This is a genomic window from Emcibacter sp. (assembly GCF_048269205.1).
GTDB lineage: Bacteria > Pseudomonadota > Alphaproteobacteria > Sphingomonadales > Emcibacteraceae > Emcibacter.
The window spans coordinates 153,656-169,604 of record NZ_JBLXJC010000002.1 but is presented as its reverse complement, the minus strand read 5'-3'; the positions used below and the strand labels follow the sequence as shown (position 1 = coordinate 169,604).

The 15,949-nt window shown below is 50.8% G+C and carries 12 protein-coding genes; 6 read left to right on the top strand and 6 right to left on the bottom strand.

Features of this window, described 5'->3' with window-relative positions; genetic code table 11:
• Positions 1–48: 48 nt before the first annotated feature.
• The 6 genes from ACN0YD_RS09520 to ACN0YD_RS09495 all read left to right on the top strand — a co-directional run bounded on the left by ACN0YD_RS09520 (position 49) and on the right by ACN0YD_RS09495 (position 8,623).
• A complete protein-coding gene (locus ACN0YD_RS09520; RefSeq protein ID WP_417319179.1) occupies positions 49–1,428 on the top strand; it encodes a capsule assembly Wzi family protein in 1,380 nt (459 codons plus the stop codon).
• Positions 1,429–1,566: 138 nt separating this feature from the next.
• Positions 1,567–2,859: a glucose-6-phosphate isomerase gene (locus tag ACN0YD_RS09515; RefSeq protein WP_417319177.1), complete on the top strand. Its 1,293-nt coding sequence runs from the start codon at positions 1,567–1,569 to the stop codon at positions 2,857–2,859.
• Positions 2,860–2,894: 35 nt separating this feature from the next.
• Entirely contained in the window at positions 2,895–3,767 is an 873-nt protein-coding gene (gene galU / locus ACN0YD_RS09510; protein WP_417319176.1) for a UTP--glucose-1-phosphate uridylyltransferase GalU, read from the top strand.
• A gap of 14 nt (positions 3,768–3,781) precedes the next feature.
• Positions 3,782–5,095, top strand: coding sequence for a UDP-glucose dehydrogenase family protein (locus ACN0YD_RS09505; RefSeq protein ID WP_417319174.1), 1,314 nt, complete (start codon positions 3,782–3,784; stop codon positions 5,093–5,095).
• Positions 5,096–5,271: 176 nt separating this feature from the next.
• Positions 5,272–6,648, top strand: a complete 1,377-nt coding sequence (locus ACN0YD_RS09500) for a capsule assembly Wzi family protein (RefSeq protein ID WP_417319172.1) — start codon at positions 5,272–5,274, stop codon at positions 6,646–6,648.
• 22 nt (positions 6,649–6,670) lie between these two features.
• Positions 6,671–8,623, top strand: coding sequence for an acyltransferase family protein (locus tag ACN0YD_RS09495; RefSeq protein WP_417319170.1), 1,953 nt, complete (start codon positions 6,671–6,673; stop codon positions 8,621–8,623).
• An 8-nt stretch (positions 8,624–8,631) separates the two neighbouring features.
• Here the strand turns inward: ACN0YD_RS09495 and ACN0YD_RS09490 are convergent, their stop codons facing one another.
• The 6 genes from ACN0YD_RS09490 to hisF are packed head-to-tail and all read right to left on the bottom strand — an operon-like array spanning position 8,632 to position 15,947.
• Complete coding sequence (locus ACN0YD_RS09490; RefSeq protein ID WP_417319169.1) at positions 8,632–10,107, bottom strand: oligosaccharide flippase family protein; 1,476 nt, start codon at positions 10,105–10,107, stop codon at positions 8,632–8,634.
• The gene (locus ACN0YD_RS09485) at positions 10,104–12,089 is read right to left on the bottom strand and encodes a CDP-glycerol glycerophosphotransferase family protein (RefSeq protein WP_417319167.1); all 1,986 of its coding nucleotides are present in this window, start codon (positions 12,087–12,089) and stop codon (positions 10,104–10,106) included. Before ACN0YD_RS09485 ends, ACN0YD_RS09490 begins: the two co-directional genes overlap by 4 nt.
• Positions 12,090–12,137: 48 nt before the next feature.
• Entirely contained in the window at positions 12,138–13,298 is a 1,161-nt protein-coding gene (locus ACN0YD_RS09480) for a polysaccharide pyruvyl transferase family protein (RefSeq protein ID WP_417319166.1), read from the bottom strand.
• 24 nt (positions 13,299–13,322) lie between these two features.
• Positions 13,323–14,522, bottom strand: a complete 1,200-nt coding sequence (locus ACN0YD_RS09475) for an N-acetyl sugar amidotransferase (protein ID WP_417319164.1) — start codon at positions 14,520–14,522, stop codon at positions 13,323–13,325.
• Between the two features lie 4 nt (positions 14,523–14,526).
• Positions 14,527–15,198, bottom strand: a complete 672-nt coding sequence (hisH, locus tag ACN0YD_RS09470; protein WP_417319162.1) for an imidazole glycerol phosphate synthase subunit HisH — start codon at positions 15,196–15,198, stop codon at positions 14,527–14,529.
• 2 nt (positions 15,199–15,200) lie between these two features.
• Positions 15,201–15,947 carry an imidazole glycerol phosphate synthase subunit HisF gene (gene hisF / locus ACN0YD_RS09465; protein ID WP_417319160.1) on the bottom strand — a complete coding sequence of 249 codons (747 nt, stop codon included), beginning with the start codon at positions 15,945–15,947 and terminating at the stop codon, positions 15,201–15,203.
• Positions 15,948–15,949: the final 2 nt, after the last annotated feature.

The following is a 15,949-nucleotide window of genomic DNA, read 5'->3' as shown; positions in this document are numbered from 1 at the left end:
TTAGCCGCTGTACCGGCAAAGGCCTCTCCTTTTGCCGAGGCGGGGGACATGCAACTGCGCAATGATGTGGAGGTGCTGGCGAAATACGGCCTTATTTCAGGGCCTGTCATGACCTGGCCGCTGACCTGGCGGCAGATTACCGCTCAGCTTCATAAGGCGGATGAGCGAAATGACCTGCCCGCCTATGTGCGTATGGCGCTGATGCGGGTGCAGGGGAAAATTCCGCGGGAATTCCATACGTTCCTGACGGTGCGGGGCACCAATAATCCAGCCCTTCTGCGTGGGTTCGGCCACAGCGGGCGGGCGGATGTGGATGCCACCCTTTCGGCGGAACTTCATGGGGATACGATTTCCGCCAAAGGTGTTGTCGGCTATCGATACAGCAGTGACGATGACGTAACAGACAAGGTGCCGCTGGATGGCAGTTACCTTGCCAAGGAATGGGGTACTTTTCAGTTTTATGCGGGGGTGATCGACCGCTGGTGGAGCACAGGCCGGGAAAGCGCCCTGATGATCAGCAATAACGCCCGGCCGATGCCGTCGGTGGGTCTGATGCGCAGTGAGCCCAAACCGTTCGAGAGCAAGTGGCTGAGTTGGCTTGGGCCCTGGGATCTCCGGGTGTTTTTGGCGCGAATGGAAGAGGATCGAACGATTTCCAATCCGCTGGTGATGGGGATCAGGCTTAAGATTTCCCCCATCGAGAATATGGAACTGGGGGCCATGCGGGCGATCCAGGTTTGTGGTGAGGGCAGGCCTTGCGGATTCAGTACATGGACGGATGCCTTGTTCGGCGGTCCGGCGGACAATACGGGCACTTTGGATGAGCCGGGCAATCAGCTTGGCGGCTTCGATTTTTCCTACAGTCTTTCTCTTGCCAAAGATACCCATCTCAACGCCTATTTCGAATTTATAGGCGAGGATGAAGGCGGCTATCTTCCTGTCAAATTCGCAACTCTCTGGGGTGCGTCGCTTTATAGCGGCTTGGGGGAAAGCGGTCTGCAGTGGCGCCTGACGGGGGAATATTCCGATACCAGTGCCAAATTCAAGATCATTACGGGGAAACGGGACTTCAATGTTTTTTATAACCACAGTATTTATAACTCTGGATTTCGCTATGAAGGCCGTTCCCTGGGCCACAGCCTGGACAATGACGTAAAGCTTTATTCCTTGCGTGCGGAGGTTTACGGCAGCGAGAACTGGGAAGCCTCATTCGCTTGGCATAGCGCACATCTGAACCGGGACGGGGGTGGTTATAACCCGGTTAGCGCCAGCGCCGAAAAACTGGATATTTTTGAGCTTTCCGGCAGCTTGGCGACGCCGTTCGGCACGGCGTCAATCGAAACCCGTTACATGAATGATCAGCCCGATTCACCGGATCAGAGAGAAGACCGTTTTGATGTGGAGGTAATGTGGCGGGTGGGTTTCTAACCGTTACATCCCGGGCTGTCACAAAAACTCCACGGGACAATCACCAACCTGAAATAATTGGCGCTATTTATAAGGAGGAACAGGGCGTTAGCGCAGTTGTGATGCACGCTACATTGTCGAGACAGCCGAAAGGTGCGTATGTCGTACAGTCAGGAAATAAGAGCACATGAAGACCGGGACCTGTCTCATGTTTTTGCCCGGGCGGCGGAGCCAGTGGAATTCCTGAAGACCCAGAAACGGGAAAATGCTCTGTACGGTTTTCTTCGTCCGCTGGATCATGCAGAAGATCTTCCGGCTATTGAATGTCTGGCGGCAACCATTCGCTATGGTCGCAACGACGTGGTGGTGTTGGGTACCGGCGGGTCAAGTCTTGGTGCACATGCCCTGGTGGCGCTCAAAGAAAACCGTTTTTCCCACAATAACCAGTATCCGCGCATCCATTTTCCCGACAACCTGGGACCCTATACAATGGATGCGCTGCTGTCGGAATTGGATCTGGCGTCTACTCATTTCCTGATCATTTCCAAATCCGGCGGCACAGCCGAAACCCTTGCCCAGATGATGGCCTGCCTGTCTGCGGTGAAGGTCATGCTGGAGCGGGTGAAAAACGGACGACAGCTTTCCGACTATTTCACAGTGATTGTGGAGCCGGGCGACAATATTTTGCGCCGCTTCGCCAACCGCTGGCGTCTGCCTATCTTTGATCATGCACAGGATATCGGCGGGCGTTATTCGGCCCTGTCTGTTGTCGGACTTCTGCCGTCAGCCATTGCCGGTCTGGATATTCGGGAAACCCGTCGTGGCGCCCGGGAGGTGCTGATGAACTGTCTGGAGACAGATGAAGTCGAAAATATCCCGGCGGCTGTTGGAGCAGCTACCATATACGGCTGTGCGGAAGAGGGTATCAACATAAACGTGTTGATGCCTTACGAATGCAGGCTTGATACCTTTGCCAAGTGGCACCAGCAACTCTGGGCCGAGAGCGTGGGCAAGGCCGGCAAGGGCACCACGCCGGTGCGGGCGCTGGGACCGGTGGATCAGCACAGCCAGTTGCAGCTCTATCTGGATGGACCCAATGACAAGTTTTTCACCTTCATTACCACCGAAATGAACGGCAAGGGACCGGTGATTGATGACAAGCTCGCCTCGGACCCTGAACTCGGCTATATGTCCGGCCGCACGGTAGGAGACCTGGTTGCTGCCGAGGCCCGGGCGACCATGGAAGCCTTAAGCCGCCACGACAAACCGGTGCGTCAACTCAAGCTGGAAAAACTGAATGAATACAGCATGGGCGGCCTGATCATGCATTTCATGCTGGAGACCATTATCGGTGCCCATCTGTTTGATGTGAACCCCTTTGACCAGCCTGCGGTCGAGGAGGGCAAGCAATTGACCCGGCAATATATGGAATGGGGTCGCCGGATGCACTGATCCGGGCCAGAAACGTTAAGAGAGACCAAATCAGAATGAACAAACCTGTCAAAAAAGCTGTTTTTCCGGTCGCGGGACTGGGAACCCGGTTTTTGCCGGCCACCAAGGTCATGCCCAAGGAAATGCTCACAGTAGTGGACAAGCCGCTGATCCAGTATGCGGTGGAAGAAGCCCTTGCGGCGGGGATCGAGGAAATTGTTTTCGTCACCGGCCGCGGCAAGGGGCTGCTTGAGGATCATTTCGACCATTCCTATGAGCTTCAGGACCTGTTGAAGAGCCGTGGCAAGGATGAGGCCCTTGGGGCGCTGCTCGCGTCCTTGCCGCCGGAAGGCAACTACAGCTTTACCCGGCAGATGGCGCCCCTTGGCCTGGGCCATGCGGTCTGGTGTGCCCGGAATATTGTCGGCGACGAGCCCTTTGCCGTGATCCTGCCGGACGATCTGGTGCAAAGCAGGGTGCCCTGCCTGAGGCAGATGGTGGCGGCTTACGAAAAGACCGGCGCTAACGTTGTTTCGGTGATGGAAGTGCCGCGGGAACATACTTCCCGCTATGGCATTCTTGATCCGGGTGAGGAAATGGGCAATCTGGTGGAAATCCGGGGTCTGGTGGAAAAGCCCCACCCAGACCAGGCGCCCTCTACCCTGTCAATCATCGGCCGTTATATCCTGATGCCGGAAATTTTTGATCATCTTTCCCGCAAGGAGAAGGGTGCTGGTGGGGAAATACAGATTACGGACGCCATGGCAAAGATGCTGCGGCCGCAGAATTTTTACGGTCTCAGGTTTGAAGGTCGTCGTTTCGATTGCGGCGATAAGCTGGGATTCCTTCAGGCCAACATTGTCTTTGGCCTGGAGCGGGATGACCTCAGGGAAGGTCTTCTGAATTTTATGACAGAAAAGACACTTTAGGACGGAAATAGACGATGCGTGTGACAGTGGTGGGAACCGGATATGTGGGCCTAGTTTCGGGAACCTGTTTTTCCGAATTCGGGCATGAAATCATCTGTGTGGACAAGGATGCGGAAAAAATCGAACGGCTGAAAGCCGGCGAAATTCCTATCTATGAGCCTGGCCTGGATCAGCTTGTGGAGAAAAACGTCCGCGAGAAGCGCCTGCATTTCACCACCGACCTGGCCGAGGCGGTGCCCGGTTCAGACGCGGTCTTTATTGCCGTTGGCACCCCGAGCCGACGCGGTGACGGTCATGCGGACCTGTCTTATGTCTATGCGGCGGCAGAGGAGATCGCAAGACTGCTGGAGGGCTATACGGTGGTGGTGACCAAATCCACTGTGCCGGTCGGTACAGGCCGGGAGATCGAGACGCTGATCAGCAACATCCGCCCTGATGCGGACTTTGATGTGGCCTCCAATCCCGAATTCCTGAGGGAAGGTGCGGCGATCGAGGACTTCATGCGGCCCAACCGGATCGTTATCGGCACCGACAGCGACAGGGCGCGGGAGATCATGCGTGACCTTTATCGCCCGCTTTATCTCAATGAGACACCGATCGTCAATACGGCGCGGGAGACCTCGGAACTAATCAAATATGCCTCCAATGCCTTTCTCGCCACCAAGATCAGCTTCATCAATGAAGTGGCAGATCTTTGCGAGGTGCTGGGCGCGGATGTGCAGGATGTGGCCCGTGGCATGGGGCTGGATAAAAGGATCGGCCCCAAGTTCCTGCATGCCGGTCCGGGATATGGCGGCAGTTGTTTCCCCAAGGATACCCTGGCACTGCTCCGAACCGGGGAAATTAACCAGGTGCCGCTGAAAATTGTGGAGGCGGTGGTAGATGTGAACCGGGACCGCAAACTGAAAATGGCCGACCGGGTTATCGAGGCCTGCGGAGGGTCGGTAGATGGCAAGAAAATTGCCATCCTGGGGCTGGCCTTCAAGCCCAACACGGATGATATGCGGGAAAGTCCGGCTCTGGATATTATTCCGGTTCTGCAGCGAAGCGGTGCGGAGGTCCATGCCTACGATCCGGCGGCGATGGAGGAATCCCGCAACTATCTGACCGATGTCCGCTATGCTTCCGGGCCCTATGACGCCATGAAAGAGGCGGATGCCGTTGTCATTGTTACGGAATGGAACGAGTTCCGGGCCCTTGATCTGAAACGGGTGAAAACGCTCCTGAAGACGCCATTGCTCATCGATCTGAGGAACATTTATGCCAAGGCCAATCCGGCGGAGGAAGGTTTCACCTACCACGGTGTCGGCAAGGGCCGCGTCAAATAATATTGAGCATGCTTGTGAAATGCTCAGCTCTGGTCTAAAAGATTATTGTCAAAAAAATGAAATAATCCGGGGCTGGATATCATATGCGACTAAGCGCTTTATCTCTGGGAATAATCCTAAGCTTTTTTTCTGTTACAACTTCTGTCCAGGCTGCGCCCTTTGCCGAAGCGGGGGATATGCAGCTGCGCAATGATGTGGAACTGCTTGCCAGGTATGAGCTGATTACGGGTCCGGTGGGCACCTGGCCGATGTCCTGGAAACAGATTACCCGCAATCTTTACCGTGCCGACGAGATGGACCTCCCGGCCTATGTGCGCAGCGCCCTGATGCGGGTGCAGCAGAAAGTTCCCGGGCAATGGGCCGGCAAAGTCCGTCTTCAGGCATCGACCGAGCCCGAAATCATACGCGGTTTCGACAGCACCGCCCGCAATGACCTGGATGTATCTGCCGCCGTTCAATATAACGGCGAGAGTACGACCGTGAATATCGCCGGCGGATATCGAAACGGCAATGGCGAAGACTACGGCCATCTGGATGGCAGTTATATCGCTCAGGAACTGGGCAACTGGCAGCTCTACGCCGGCGCCATCGACCGCTGGTGGGGACCGGGCCGGGAAGGCACCCTGTTGCTCAGCAATAATGCCCGTCCCATGCCGTCGATCGGCCTGATGCGTTCCGAACCGCAACCGTTCCAGACCAAATGGCTGAGCTGGATGGGGCCGTGGCAGCTCAGGCTGTTTGTGGCGAAAATGGAAGAAGTCCGCCATGTGCCTGATGCCCTGATCGCGGGGATTAGCTGGACGTTTGAGCCGATTGAAAACTGGGAAATCGGCCTGCGCCGAACCATTCAGCTATGCGGCGACGGACGGCCGTGTGATGCGGAAACCTGGGCCAAGGCCCTGATTGGTGGCGGCGATGTAGATAATTCCGGAACGCTCGAAGAACCGGGCAACCAGCTGGCCAGTGTGGATATGGCCTATAGTTTTGGAATAGGAAAAGATGCGACGTTAAAACTATACGCCGAGGGCACGGCGGAGGATGAAGCCGGAAAGTTGTTCCTGCCCAAGCGTTTCGCACGCTTGTTAGGTGCAACGGCCTATGGGCCATGGGGCGAGGATGGGGCACAATGGCGGCTAACAGGCGAATATACGGATACGACATCTGCCGAGTATTGGTTATTTGGTCAGCGTATAGAGAATGTGATCTACGAACATACCATTTATCATTCCGGATATCGTTACAAAGGCCGTTCGCTCGGGCATTCCGTGGAAAGCGATGGCAAACTGCTTTCCCTGGCTGCAACGTATATTGACAAGGAAGGATGGGCATATGATGCCAAATTCTACCATGCTGATATAAACAGGGACAGTAGTGAAACTGTATTGTTGTCGTTACAGAACCAGAAAGTAAACATTTTCGAACTGGCTGTTTCGGGGCGGTTGTTTTTGGGCGATATCAGTGTTGCGGCGCGGTACGCTGACAGGAGCTTTGAATCCTTTGGGTCCGACAAAAGAAAAGTGTCGGTTGAGGGAAGCTGGGTATTTAATTTCTGAACTGTATTGAAAAGCGAGCGGCATGCAGGACTATAATGTTTCCGGTACAGTCGGAAGCCTGACCTACAGGCGCGATATTGATGGTCTGAGGGCTATCGCTATTCTATTGGTGCTTTTTTATCATGTGGGCTTTTCAGCAGTTTCGGGAGGTTTTATCGGAGTAGATATCTTCTTTGTGATATCTGGATACCTGATAACATCAATTATTAACCGGCATCTTGATGATGGCAGTTTCACCTTCAGAAATTTTTTTCGACGCCGGATAAGAAGGATACTTCCTGCTTTTTTTACCGTTGCATTCGCCAGTTTGCTGGCGGGGTATTTTTTATTCCTTGCCTCAGATTATGTAAAACTGTCTGAAAGCATCCAGTCTGCGACACTGTTTCTCTCGAATATATATTTTTGGCATGAAGAAGTTGGGTATTTTACGGCAAATATTGACGAGATGCCTTTCCTGCATGTCTGGTCCCTCTCTGTAGAAGAACAGTTTTACTTTATCTGGCCGGCATGTTTGTTCCTTCTGGTAAGGTTTATGCCGGCTGGCGTGATTCTGCCAACAATAATCCTGGGAACTATTACTTCTTTCGGTTTGGGGGAATGGGGGGCGCGAAACGTTCCGAATGCGGCCTATTATTTTCTACCAACCAGGGGCGGGGAACTCCTTCTTGGTGCCCTGCTGGCATTTATTCCAAAACCTGGAGAAGGTATAAGGCTGCCACTCGCAGCTCTTCAGGTTATGTCTTCTGTTGGTTTGTTATTGATGTTAGTGCCGGGATTTGTGTTGAACGATCGTTCCCTATTTCCCGGCGTGAACGCTTTTATTCCCTGTCTTGGCGCTGCCCTGGTGATTTATGCGGGAAATAATCCTGATACTATTGGGGCGCGGATACTCTCTTTCAGGCCGATGGTATTTATCGGCCTGATTTCATATTCCCTCTATCTATGGCACTGGCCGTTACTGGCGTTTCTGAATTACTTTAGGTTCGAGCAAAGTCTTGCTCTCGCACTAGGGGTGATAGGCGCCAGCATACTTCTCTCCTGGTTGACCTGGAAATTTATCGAACAACCTTTCAGAAAAGGCTTTGGATTGCCCTTTGGCAAGCTGTCACTGTATTATTATGTTATTCCAGCCACTGTGGTGTTTATTGCGGCGCATCTTCAGAATTCTGAGAACGACTTGCGTATCGAAGGAGAGCTCAACAGGGCATTGTTGACGAATGGATGGTGTCATGCGTCCGGTGGAAATACTGATGAAAACAGACCCTTTAAACCGGAGTATCTTACCTGCCAACGGGGAAGTGAAAATAGTGATGCTGAACAGGCGCTCCTGTTCGGTGATTCAACAGCAGGACATTTCGAGCCATTTCTCGATAAACTGGGCAAGGCCCATAACTTTTCTTTCCATGCCATCAGCACCAACTCCTGTTATCCCTCCGCGGAAGTCAAGGAGACAGGTCTGAACGGCGAGCTCTGTGCCCGGTTCAGGGAGTATTTTGTTTCATCTCTTGCAGCGAAAAAATACAAATATGTTTTCCTGTCGAATAGATGGTCCAGAAACCTGACGAGTGATGAAAATTATATCAATGAGCTCAGGGATGCGATTGGGTACGCCAGTCAACATGCTGAAAAGGTATTCTTGCTTCAACAGGTGCCTGAATTTGAACGGGATATGGCTAAATGCGATAATATCCGCAGAGTCGTATCTGTTACAGACTGCAGTATGAAATCACTGGATGAACATCATCTTGTCAACGAATTTCTCGATGAAGCTGCTTCCCGATATCCAAATGTTTACGTCATTCGGACAACAGGTTTTTTTGTGTGTGATGCGGGCTATTATTGTTCGCCTTATGATCGGGCCGGGAAAATGCTGTATGCCGATAGCGGTCATCTGAATATCCTGGCGGCGAAAAAAATGGCTGACTGGTTCCTCGAAAACAGGAAAAACACCCTTTTTTCTGACAGGCTCAGGTAATCCGGCTGTTACTTAGTCAGTTTTGATTTCACAAGGCGTAGGTCGTCTTTAATGCCGAGAACTCCGGAAAGCGCGAGCACCATCAAGGAAAAAAATCCGTAACTTGCAGCGATTTTGACGATATTGCCCAGGTTTGTCATGTCCTGGATTGCAAAACATATACCGGCGATCGCAGTCATGATCAGAAGGGGGGAAAGAATTCTTGCGGTAGTTTTCCAAAACAGTCGCTGAGATCCGAAGGTAGTGGAGAGCATCTCCCCGATTAGGAGTAAGACATAGCAGCACCATCCTAAGGCGGATCCAAGTGCGTAAATCTCGATGGTATTGACATATGATTTGAGAAGATAAATGGCGGTTATAGTGACAAGCAGCGAGGCAAGTGTATGCTGCAGGATTTTTTTCTGACGTTGCCGGGCAATCAGATAAGACGAAAGAAACTGGGTGACGCCGGAAAGGACACCTGCAAAAACGAGGATGAAGCCAACATATCGTCCGGCACTATATTCCGGCAGTATATACCACAGAAAAGGCTGGATGGTAATTGCCAGAAGTCCTGCGGTAAGAGAGAGATATGTGACCGCTTTTTCACTGTTGGTAGAAAAATAGCTGTATAGTTCTTCAGTGTTATTACCTTCGCCGACCCGCGCCATCACATGCGGTGCAAGCACCCTGGAGACGAGGCCTGCCACAAGCACGGTCACGGCGAGAAAGGCAGCCGTAACGTTGTAATAGCCAAGTTGTTCAGTGCCCAGGTGCGAGAGGAGGGTGATCTTGTCTATGGTTGATATCAAAAGTTTGGAAATGCCAAACAGAAAGATCGGAAATCCGACAAGAAATAGTTGCCTGAGTTCTCCGGCGTCGAAAGCCGGTCTCGGGATCAGTCTCGGTTCCCGTAGCATGAAGAACATTATGGTGATGAAATAGCTAGCGGCCCAGCTTAGAATAAGCCCCATGATATTCCACTTCATGACGGCAATTACGGCCAGGAAAAGAAAGCCGAAGGAATATACAAGCTTGCCTATGCTGAGCAGCAGGAAATGGAATCTGTTCTGAAGGGTCGTTTGCCAGAAAATGAACGTCTGCTGGCAAATAAATAGAATATAGATCAGCAACATGTAGGAGCCGTACTCTTCCCATTCCGGATGTTCCGGCTTGAGAAGAGCATATCCGCCTATGGCGAACAAACCGAGAAGGATGGTAATGGCAATTACAGCTGTGAACACCACATTCCTGATCCGGTCCGCCTTTTCAAAATCCTTTTGTCCGATTAAGACTGGTTCTTCGCGAGCCAGCGCGGAAAGAAAACCGAAATGGATGAAGTTGTTATAGTTCACGATCAGTTGGATGGTTGACCATATGCCATAGGAAGCCGGGCCCAGGTACCTGGCCATGACGATTTCCAGAATTGTCAGGGGAACCCGGGACCCAATTTCACCCAGACTGTTAAAGGAAATGTCCTTCAGAAGCGATCTGTTCTGGCTCATTGTCCGCCGCCGGTTTCTGTTCCGATGTGTTCCTTGAGATTGGCCAGTATTTTCTCACTGGCATTTCCATCCGGGGCACCCACATATTCCCGGATATAGTTCTGCCGTTTTTTAGAAAGTTCGGCCATGAACGCGTCCTTTTCCTGCCCTTGGGAAAAGATCGTCTGGCAGACTTCCTTTAACTCACCTAAATCATAGGCCTTGATGACCGCATCTGTGCCCAGATAGTCCAACCTGTCCAGAATGTCATTCTGATATCCTTCCATATAGGAAATTGTCGGGATGCCGGCAAGCAGGGATGTCATTATGGCTGTGGAAGTCCTGGAAATCATGGCCTCCGAGATACACATCAGATCGATAATGTTTGTTTCTCCTTCGAGCCTGATGTCTAGGGCATATTCTTTTTTTAGCTTCTGGAGCAAGCTAAGATAGTTTTCCTTATGTTCTCTGGGATGTGTTTTGATCAAAAGGCACAAATCCGTACGGCCTTTGAAAATCCGGCACAAGTCAGTTAACAGGTTCAGGTTATAGGGGTACTTTTGTACAAAAGGCTGGGTGGCCACAAGCAGTATTTTTTTATCGGCAGCGATGTCGCGTTTAGCTGAAATATCCTCTTCCTCATGGGTGAGGGACAAGAGCAATTCGTCATGCATTGGAAGCCCGGTCGTCACCACGGATTCAGGGGTGGCGCGGGAATCAAGCAGAATGTTGCGGATATTATTGTTGCTGACCCAGAACACATCCGTTGAGACAGGCTTCGGATAAATGATCTTGTCAAGCGACGTATTTTGCATGGTAAAGGAGGGAATGCCATTCCCGCGACCAATCTTGCCAATGATCCCCACCCATTGATCGACCATATCAAGCGTAATCATTGCGCCCGGAGTCAGCTTTCTGCAAATTGCTGTGATTTCTTTCTGAAATAAGTCCAGCTCATGGAAACAGCACGTCGCGGTGTCGATGATTTCTTTTGTAAAGTCTGGTTTCAACAGTATGGCGCTGATGAAATGCTGGCCTTCATTAGAACCGGATTCCCTGACCTTGGTGGCGCAGTGTTTCAGTCTTGCCCGGTTCAAGGATTGCGAGACCCAAGAGGAAAGGGCCTGGCCGAGACCGGCCTGTGAATGAATGGGGATGAATTCCTCGTTGTTTGCCGTAAGGGCCTTTAAGGCAGAAGGGTTTTTCACCAGATCATCCTGGATGACAACGGGAGTGAAGTCGCTTGTGGTTTCAATCTTGCGGAGCAGGGGTCGTATGCTCCAGTATTCTGATTCTGCACGGATCAGAACCAGGAGATTCTTTCTGCCGGGCGCAATCTCTTCCAGGTTGTTGGCTGGGGTGGCGGCCAGGCGCCGGACAATTGTCTGAAACTTATAGATTTGTAGCAGAAAATGCCTGAGGGCCAGTTTCAGCCGGGTTTTGAAGACGGGTGAAACATTGAAAATCCGGTAGTCGGCCCCATGGTATTCGCAGATTTCCCGAGCAAGAGGGCAGAAGGCGACATCCGCATTATACAGGGTTTTCACATCGGGCCTTTGCGGCAGGCTGAAACTGAATTTCCGGTTTCCCATCAGATAAACTTTATCTGTATTCTCACTTTGCAGAAGATGGCTCAGGAAAAGGCCAAAACTGTACAGGGGGTGCAAGATCAGGGCCATCATATTGGCCTGGCTGTCCAGCTTGTCAGTCTCTTCCGTGAGCTTGTTGCAGGCGTCGCTGTTGCGGAGAGTGTCTGTCAATATCAGGGTGAAATCGGTGGCGAGCCGGCTGATCTCAACTTGTGAGATGTTGTGGGAAAGACTTTCTGCCGTATGGAAACGTACAGGCGCTCCAATACGTAGTTGTAAGGATTCCATAGTGTCGTCAGTAATAATCAGGCCGGGAACCAGGGCTGCCAGGAGGATTTCCGTAGCCCCCTGGAAGTCCAGACCTGGAAGATGGTCAATGTGATGCTGGGATGTGAGGACGACAAGGAATTTCATCAACAGTGCTGCCGGTTCATTTGGTGAATAAACGGATAACGTTCACCGTTATTCAATGTTCGTTTTCAGCCAGTCATTAACGTAATTATGGAATTTTTCAAGCTGCCCCTCAAGTGTCTTGCGGACTTTGGCGTAAGTCTGCTTGATGGGTTGAGGTGTGGCGAGACTGCTTTCAATCAGGGCAAGGAGTTTGTCTTCGAAACCTTCCTTGTTCACTTCGACGGTACGTTCCATCAAATCAAGTTCCTGATACAGTTTTTCTATCTGGCGATAATTCACAAGTCCGATGGTCGGGGTATTCAGACCGATGGAGCAGACATTGGAATGAAACCTCATTCCCAGAACCAGCGCGCTTTGCGCATAGAGGCTGAAAATATAGTCCTGTCCCGGATCGCCGAGCAGATAGGGCGCCATTTGAATACGCCGCCTGCGGTAATGATCGGTAAAATATTCAAGGCACTGGGAAATTGTCGTAATATCCCTGAAGATATGGGGAATAAAGACCAGGTTCACATCCGGATTTTTCTCCAGAACTTTTTCCAGTGTTCCAGCCATACCTCTAAGGAAGTCATCGTAACTGATATGCTTGCCGGTCGCAAACCGGGTTTCCAGCATATCGCCGGCCAGGTTTATGGATATAACGCGTTTTGCCTTGGGAATTTCATAGTGCTGAATATCCGGCACTGTGGTGAAGAAGCCGCCATCAGGAATTTGGTGGATGGCATCTCCATAACTGGGGGGAAGATATTCCCGTAGCGTATCCATAGCGCCATCATTGCGTACCGAAACAAGATATTGATCTGAACCGAGGAGAATATCGAGAAAGCCCCGGAACTTTTGAAGATTGGCTTCCGGTACACCCTGGCCCGGGTCGACACCAAGTGCGTTGATCAGGACAGGCACGTTGATATTCTTGAATAGGCCAGGTTCAATATCAATGGACGTACCGGTAGCGGAACCTTCGACCCATAGTTCGAAATAATTCCCGCCACCGACAATGAGAAAATCATGTTTATTGGCCAGATCGACAAAAGATTGATCAAATTTTCTGTGTCCCCAATAAAACTCCCTGATTTCAAGATTGGTATATTCAATGTCAAAATCAGTATGAAGTTTCATCGAATTGCGAAAACCGATGTGATTGGCATTATCTCCGATGTTGCCATTGAAGCTGGCAAGGTGAAGTGCCTTTAACTTTTGTTTGGCCATAAAGCTGACTCCGTCGCCTGCTGGTTAATAGACAGTGTGGCGGAGCTTCCACTCTCCATCGACTTGCTCCCAAAGGTGAGGGGAGCGGAATTTATCCAGTGTCTCGAAGAACTCATCCTCACCCATGTCAATATATTCCAGGAAGTCCTTGAAATATTTGTTGGGGAATTCCTGATCGAATTTCTTGACCAGAAGGACCCCTTCTTCCCGGGTAATCTTTCCGTTACGGATTTCCTGAGCAGCATCATATGTTGCCCGGCCGATCCCGAATTTGATCAGGGTGGTCAGGTAATGGAACATGTCGATACGATCGTCGATACTGCTATACTTTGAATAAGTCCCTTCCGTACGCTCTGGATTGGCCTGGAAGCCGGTATGTTCAGTTGCGTAATAATAACATTCCTGGGGATCCCATTTAAGGTAGAAGCCGAGATAGTGAACTTCGACATTGCTGTCTTTCAGATCCTGGGCTGACGGCGGAATATACGGCGTGAAGTCATTAACGGTATAGTCGTATTGTTCTATGATTTCAGAGATGGAAAGTCCACCCAGCTTCATTTCCATGGGGTCTTGGACGGAAAAGAATTTTTCGTCCATGGTCGGAATGTAGTTATCGTCGATATTGTTGCCGTATTCGGCCTGGTTTTCGCCGTACATTACCAAGGGTACGCCGAACTTCTTGGCCATCAGCGGGCCAATGATCCGCTGGCCAACAATAAACGGCTGGAACGGGTGCAGAAGATTGCGGAAAGCCAGGCCGGTCAATAGTTTGTGCAGCTTGCCGTTGGGCGTGAAAAGAATGTTGTCCAGGCCGCCGATATGTATCCAGTTCTCGAAATTTTTCCAACCAATTTCCGTGTATTTATGCGGAGCCCATGTGACGGTCAACGGGTTCATCCCGTATTTATATTTTAGAACGTGGGAGGCATAGGCGCTGTCTTTACCACCGCTCCCGGGAACGATGACGTCATAGCCGCCATCCTTGCGGCGGTGTTTGTCCAGAAGCTTGTGCAGATTTTCCTCGCGCGCCTCCCAGTTGATCTGGTCTTTGACATCATTGTAATGGCAGGCCGCACAAATACCGTCCTCGCCAAAGTCAATGACTTGTTTTTTCTCGTCTTTTTCATGTTTGAATTCGACAGTGGAACTGGGGCGCTGATTTGAAATTACGCATTTTTTGCAGAATTTAACTTCTTCGGGAAGACCGTAATAAGCTTCAGGCATAACTTTACCTTTGGTTAGATTTCTGTTCGGATGGATTATAGGCCAGAGATATGAAATTAGTAAGTATGGAAAGACCTTGAGTGCCACTTTTCTCAGGGTGGAACTGACAGCCCATTACGTTTCCATTCTTGATCGCAGCGGTAATTTCAACATCTCCATATTCTGTCACAGCCAGAATGTGATCCTTGTTCTCAGGATGAGCGCAATAGCTGTGTACAAAATAATAGTATTGATCCTGATGACTGCTGTCGAGCAGCGGCCCGTTCCAGGTTCTTGCTCCTGCCTGAGGATGAATTTGGCTCCAGCGAATATGTGGCAGCCGGAGATCGCTTTCCTCAGGGAGGGCGATTTTTGTAACTGTGCCCGGGACAAGGTTCAGACCTTCCCTGAAGCCATTTTCCTCACTAGAAGAAAGCATCAGCTGCATACCAAGGCAGATTCCGAGAACGGGCTTTCCGGTGGAGACATAATCTTTGATAACGTCGACCATGCTGTATTGGCTCAGGTTTTCCATACCATGCTGGAATGCTCCAACTCCGGGAATAATCAGTCCCGCGGCTTTCATAATAACTTCAGGGTCCCTGGTGACCACCGGAGTGCCGCCAACTTTAGTCAGAGCGTTTCTGATGCTTCGGATATTGCCAATGCCATAATCCAGAACTGCAATTTCTTTCATTGTTACGGCCTCACATCCAGGGAATGTTCATTCATATATGTTTTAATTTCATTCACAGTCAGCAAGTCATAGTGCAGAACGCCGGCACAGCTGATTGCGCTCGGCATAACTCTCTCAGTCATATTCGTGATGTGTTTCGTCTGGCCAAGTCCCCCGGAAACAATAACCGGAACTGAAGTTGTGTCGCAAACGGCTTCAACCAGGTCCACATCAAAGCCCTTTTTCGTGCCTTCCATATCCACAGATGTCAGCAGGATTTCTCCTGCGCCGAGGTCTTCAAGCCGCCGAACCCATTGAACGACATCAATGCCGGTTTTTTCCCGCCCGTTGTCGATATAGGCTTCCCAGCCTGTTGGGGATTTTTTAGCTTCTATGGAAGCAACGACACATTGACTGCCGTATTTAAGCGCAGCTTCGCCAATAAGTTCGGGGTTGTGGACTGCAGCCGTGTTGATAGCGACTTTGTCGGCCCCGGCGTGAAGAGATTTCTCAATATCATCAAGACTGCGAATTCCGCCACCAATGGTAATCGGGACAAACACCTGCTTGCAGGCTTCTTCAATAACATGGAACAGGTTGTTGCGGTCATAAAGGCTGGCAACGGCATCCATGAAAACAATCTCATCAATCCCCTGTTCATAGTATTTCAGAGCAAGTTGAATGGGATCACCCACTTTTCGAAGCCCCTCCAGGTGGATGCCTTTAATGACGAATTCGTTTTTGATATCTAAGCGGGCGATGACTCTCATGA

What these genes read in the sequence shown, in the direction of transcription:
- ACN0YD_RS09520 (WP_417319179.1), top strand. Translation starts at nt 49, where the DNA reads ATGCAACTGCGCAATGATGTGGAGGTGCTGGCGAAATACGGCCTTATT.
- ACN0YD_RS09515 (WP_417319177.1), top strand. Translation starts at nt 1,567, where the DNA reads ATGTCGTACAGTCAGGAAATAAGAGCACATGAAGACCGGGACCTGTCT.
- galU (WP_417319176.1), top strand. Translation starts at nt 2,895, where the DNA reads ATGAACAAACCTGTCAAAAAAGCTGTTTTTCCGGTCGCGGGACTGGGA.
- ACN0YD_RS09505 (WP_417319174.1), top strand. Translation starts at nt 3,782, where the DNA reads ATGCGTGTGACAGTGGTGGGAACCGGATATGTGGGCCTAGTTTCGGGA.
- ACN0YD_RS09500 (WP_417319172.1), top strand. Translation starts at nt 5,272, where the DNA reads ATGCAGCTGCGCAATGATGTGGAACTGCTTGCCAGGTATGAGCTGATT.
- ACN0YD_RS09495 (WP_417319170.1), top strand. Translation starts at nt 6,671, where the DNA reads ATGCAGGACTATAATGTTTCCGGTACAGTCGGAAGCCTGACCTACAGG.
- ACN0YD_RS09490 (WP_417319169.1), bottom strand. Translation starts at nt 10,107, where the DNA reads ATGAGCCAGAACAGATCGCTTCTGAAGGACATTTCCTTTAACAGTCTG.
- ACN0YD_RS09485 (WP_417319167.1), bottom strand. Translation starts at nt 12,089, where the DNA reads ATGAAATTCCTTGTCGTCCTCACATCCCAGCATCACATTGACCATCTT.
- ACN0YD_RS09480 (WP_417319166.1), bottom strand. Translation starts at nt 13,298, where the DNA reads ATGGCCAAACAAAAGTTAAAGGCACTTCACCTTGCCAGCTTCAATGGC.
- ACN0YD_RS09475 (WP_417319164.1), bottom strand. Translation starts at nt 14,522, where the DNA reads ATGCCTGAAGCTTATTACGGTCTTCCCGAAGAAGTTAAATTCTGCAAA.
- hisH (WP_417319162.1), bottom strand. Translation starts at nt 15,198, where the DNA reads ATGAAAGAAATTGCAGTTCTGGATTATGGCATTGGCAATATCCGAAGC.
- hisF (WP_417319160.1), bottom strand. Translation starts at nt 15,947, where the DNA reads ATGAGAGTCATCGCCCGCTTAGATATCAAAAACGAATTCGTCATTAAA.